General features: G+C 68.7%; 4 protein-coding genes. 1 reads left to right on the top strand and 3 read right to left on the bottom strand.

Annotated features, from left to right (window positions below; all coding sequences use genetic code 11):
- Positions 1-88 precede the first annotated feature (88 nt).
- Positions 89-976, bottom strand: coding sequence for a non-homologous end-joining DNA ligase (gene ligD, locus K377_RS27740; RefSeq protein WP_111666288.1), 888 nt, complete (start codon positions 974-976; stop codon positions 89-91).
- 69 nt (positions 977-1,045) lie between these two features.
- Between ligD and K377_RS27735 the strand changes: the two genes are divergently transcribed.
- Complete coding sequence (locus K377_RS27735) at positions 1,046-2,035, top strand: Ku protein (protein ID WP_111666287.1); 990 nt, start codon at positions 1,046-1,048, stop codon at positions 2,033-2,035.
- Between the two features lie 128 nt (positions 2,036-2,163).
- Here K377_RS27735 and K377_RS27730 read toward each other — a convergent pair whose 3' ends face one another.
- Positions 2,164-3,312: an acyltransferase family protein gene (locus tag K377_RS27730; protein WP_111666286.1), complete on the bottom strand. Its 1,149-nt coding sequence runs from the start codon at positions 3,310-3,312 to the stop codon at positions 2,164-2,166.
- A gap of 140 nt (positions 3,313-3,452) precedes the next feature.
- Complete coding sequence (locus K377_RS27725; RefSeq protein WP_111666285.1) at positions 3,453-3,872, bottom strand: helix-turn-helix domain-containing protein; 420 nt, start codon at positions 3,870-3,872, stop codon at positions 3,453-3,455.
- Positions 3,873-4,038 lie beyond the last annotated feature (166 nt).

Here is a 4,038-nt window from a genome sequence, read left to right as displayed (position 1 = left end):
GGGGCGCGGGGAACTGCGCGCCCAGCCCCCACCCACCCGCACCCGAACAACGCACCCCGGCCGCCCCCACCCCGAGCAACACCAAACGTCACCCCGGAACCCGCCCGGCCCGATCAAGATTGATCAACGGCCCGAGCAGATCCCCGTACCGCCGCAACCGCCCCGCGATGTCGTCAGCCCGAAACACCAACTCCTCGGCGCGCACACAACCGGCCACCTCGTCCCAGGTCACCGGCGCGGAAACGGTCGGCTCGGCCCGGGCCCGCAGCGTGTACGGCGCGGCCGTCGTCTTGGCGGCAGCGTTCTGGCTGTGGTCGACGAACACCTTCCCGGGCCGCAGGCTGCGCGTCATCCGGTGCACGACGAGGTGCGCCAACGCCCCCTCGGCCTCCTGCGCGAGCGCCTTCGCATAGGCACTGACCCGCGCGGACGGAGTCGGCACCAGCGGCACGAGCAGATGCAGCCCCTTCGACCCGGAGGTCTTGGCGTACGCGTGCAGCCCATCGGCGGCCAGCCGCTCCCGCAGCCACAACGCCACCTCGCAGCACTGCACGACATTGGCGGGCGCCCCCGGATCGAGGTCGAACACCAGCCGGTCGGCGGCGCCCGGCGCGTCCGCCTGCCACTGCGGAGTGTGGAACTCGGTCACCAGATTCGCCGCCCACATCAGCGTGGGCAGGTCCTGGACGAGGATCTGCCGCGCGCTCTCACCGTCGGAGCGCGGCACCTCGGCCGTCTTCACCCAGCCGGGGGTGCCCGGCGGCACGTTCTTGGCGAAGAAGCGCTGGCCCCCGGGACCGTCCGGAAAGCGCAGGAAAGAGACCGGGCGGTTGTACAGGTGCGGGAGCAGCGCCCCGGCCGTCGTCGCGTAATAGTGCAGCAGCTCGCCCTTGGTGAACCCGGACGCCGGATACAGCACCTTGTCCAGATTGCTGAGCGCGAGCCGCCGCCCCTCCACTTCTGTCATGGGCGTCATACGCTCATACTGAGACAACCTGACAATCCGCACTCTTCTTATGTAAGCGGGCAAAACGGGAGGTACACCGTGCGCTCCATATGGAACGGCGCCATCTCGTTCGGCCTGGTCAGCATCCCCATCAAGCTGGTCAACGCCACCGAGAACCACGCGATCTCCTTCCGCCAGATCCACCTGGAGGACGGCGGCCGCATCCGCTACCGCAAGGTGTGCGAGCTGGAGGAGCGCGAAGTCACGGCCGACGAGATCGGCAAGGGCTACGAGGACGCCGACGGCTCGATCATCCCGATCACCGAGGACGACCTGGCCGCCCTGCCCATCCCGACCGCGAGGACGATCGAGATCGTCGCCTTCGTGCCGGCCGACCGTATCGACCCCCTCCAGATGGACACGGCCTACTACCTCTCGGCGAACGGCGTCCCCGCCGCCAAGCCGTACACCCTGCTCCGCGAGGCCCTGAAGCGCAGCCGGAAGGTGGCCATCGCCAAGTTCGCCCTGCGCGGCCGGGAGCGGCTCGGCATGCTGCGCGTCGTCGACGACGTCATCGCCATGCACGGCCTGCTGTGGCCGGACGAGATCCGCGCCCCCGAGGACGTCGCGCCGGACACCCAGGTCACGGTGCGCGACGCCGAACTCGACCTGGCCGACGCCCTGATGGACACCCTCGGCGAGGTCGACCTCGCCGACCTCCACGACGACTACCGCGAAGCGGTCGAGAACATGATCGCGGCGAAGGCCTCCGGGGACGAGCAGCAGAAGGCCCCCGCGGTCTCCGGCGACAAGGGCGGCCGGGTGATCGATCTGATGGCCGCGCTGGAGAGCAGCGTGAAGGCCGCGAAGGAGGCCCGCGCCTCGGGCGACGAGATGGCCGAGGTGACGCACCTGGCCGGCCGCACCCGCAAGAAGGCGACGGCGAAGAAGAAGACAACTGCCGCGAAGAAGACCACGGCGGCGAAGAAGACGACGAAGAAGAAGGCGACGCCGGAGAAGAAGACGACGGCCGCCAAGAAAACCACGGCGGCGAAAAAGGCGACGCCGAGAAAAAAGGCGTCCGCCTGACACGGGACCGCGGGATCACGGGGCCGCGGGATCACGGGATTGCGGGATTGCGGAACGACAGAAAGAAACCGGCCGCCCGGCGCGTCATGCGCGCCGGGCGGCCGGTCTCGAACCTCGCTGCGCCGTGCCTACCTCCGCCGAGCGACCTCGGCGGCGTCCTTCCTGAAGGCCCACTCCATCTTCGGTTCCATGACGAACCGGAAGGCGCGCTGCACAGGTGGTGTGCACAACGCCGTGATGACGGACATGGCGAAGACGGTGACGACGATCTCGCCCCAAGGCGTGTGCACCCAGTCGACGTCGTACCAGTCCCAGAAGCGCGAGCCCTTCGCCAGGAACCCGTGCAGCAGATATCCGTACAGGGTTCCGGCACCGAGCGCCGTGAACCACAATTTCCGCCCCGGCACCCAGGCGAAGAAGCAGGCGGCCAGGATCACCGAGCAGCCGAACATGGCGAGGGTCATCACCGCGCCGGACCAGCCGGGCGCCGCCAGTTCCTGGGCGCTGTCGCGACGGTAGAACCAGGCGGCGTTCATCCGCGGCGCCGCCCAGTAGGCGAACAGCAGCGCACCGGCGAACACCGGCACGGCCAGCAGCCGCGCTTCCTTGCGCCGCACGAGCTGGAAGTGCTCGGGCTTGAGGCACAGGCCGAGGACGAAGAACGGCAGGAACTGCAGCACGCGCTGGAGGTCCAGGTCGTCACCGATGTCGGGGGAGACCGAGGCAAGGACCGCGATGGCCAGCGCCAGCGGCAGCGGCCAGCGGACGACCTTCCAGAACGGCGTGGACAGCCGCCACACGAACAGCGCGATCAGGAACCAGGTCAGGTACCAGGGATCGAGCAGGCTGATCGGGTAGTCGGGGTCGCCCCCGGCTGTCCGCTTGAAGAACGTGTACGCGACCTCGAAGACGACGTACGGCACGGCCACCCCGGTGATCAGCCGCTTCAGCCGGCCCGGGCTCGCGTCGAAGGACCGCGAGAAATAGCCGGAGATGACGATGAACGCCGGCATGTGGAACGCGTAGACCGTCATGTACAGCGCGGACGCGGCCCGGCTGTCACCACGCAGCGGCTCCCAGGAATGGCCCATCGCGACGAGCACGATCGCCAGGTACTTCGCGTTGTCGAAGAACGCGTCCCGCGCCTTGCCGGGCTTCTTCCCGGCCGTGGCGGCGGGCGCCGGGGCCGTGGTCGTGGTCCCCGCGGAGGGTGCGGCGGCGGCGCGCTGGTCCGGCAGTGGGGCTCGCTGCGCCGCGAGCTGAAGTGGTTCGCTCATGATCCCTCCCAGATGGAACCTCGACTCTCGTCTTCGCGTCTTCTCTGGTTTACGGGATTCATGTGGCGGCGAGACATCTCAGGCACCGTAGTCACCGATTGCGGCGCACGTAAACCTGTGTCGGCCATGGGTGGCGTCTGTCACACGCCCGTGGATCGGTCCGGCTGCCCCTTCACCGGCCGGGTGTGAATCCGGGACAAACAGGCCGGCAGATCCCCGCCGTCCGCACGCCCCCGGGACCGGTAGGCACTGGGCGTTTCCCCCACCAGCTCGGTGAATCGCGTGCTGAACGACCCCAGCGACGTACACCCCACCTCGAAGCACACCTCGGTCACCGAAAGGTCCCCCCGGCGCAGCAGCATCTTGGCCCGCTCGATCCGCCGGGTCATGAGATAGCTGTACGGAGTCTCCCCAAAGGCGGCACGAAAACTCCGCGAGAAGTGCCCCGGCGACATCAGCGCGGTCTGCGCCAGAGCGGCCACGTCCAACGGCTCGGCGTACTCCCGGTCCATCCGGTCCCGGGCCCGCCGCAGCCGAACAAGATCCTCCAGATTGCTCACCCCGCAACGATCCCACGCGCCCCTTCGTCCCTGCGGCGATTCCGGCCTGTCGTGGGCGGCCCGGGCCATGGTTTAGACGTCATCTCAATTGGTTGGGTCGGTAGGCTGTCGGTCGTGGCAGGGATCGTTGAGCGGCTGGTGCCGGACGAGTTGTGGGAGTTGTTCC

It is taken from the genome of Streptomyces sp. PsTaAH-137, from assembly GCF_003259365.1.
Taxonomy (GTDB): Bacteria; Actinomycetota; Actinomycetes; order Streptomycetales; family Streptomycetaceae; genus Streptomyces.
Note: the sequence above shows the minus strand (reverse complement) of the source record. Positions and strands in the feature narration are given on the sequence as shown.

Coding starts and splice junctions, on each gene's coding strand:
- K377_RS27730 (WP_111666286.1), bottom strand. CDS start 3,312: ATGAGCGAACCACTTCAGCTCGCGGCGCAGCGAGCCCCACTGCCGGAC.
- ligD (WP_111666288.1), bottom strand. CDS start 976: ATGACGCCCATGACAGAAGTGGAGGGGCGGCGGCTCGCGCTCAGCAAT.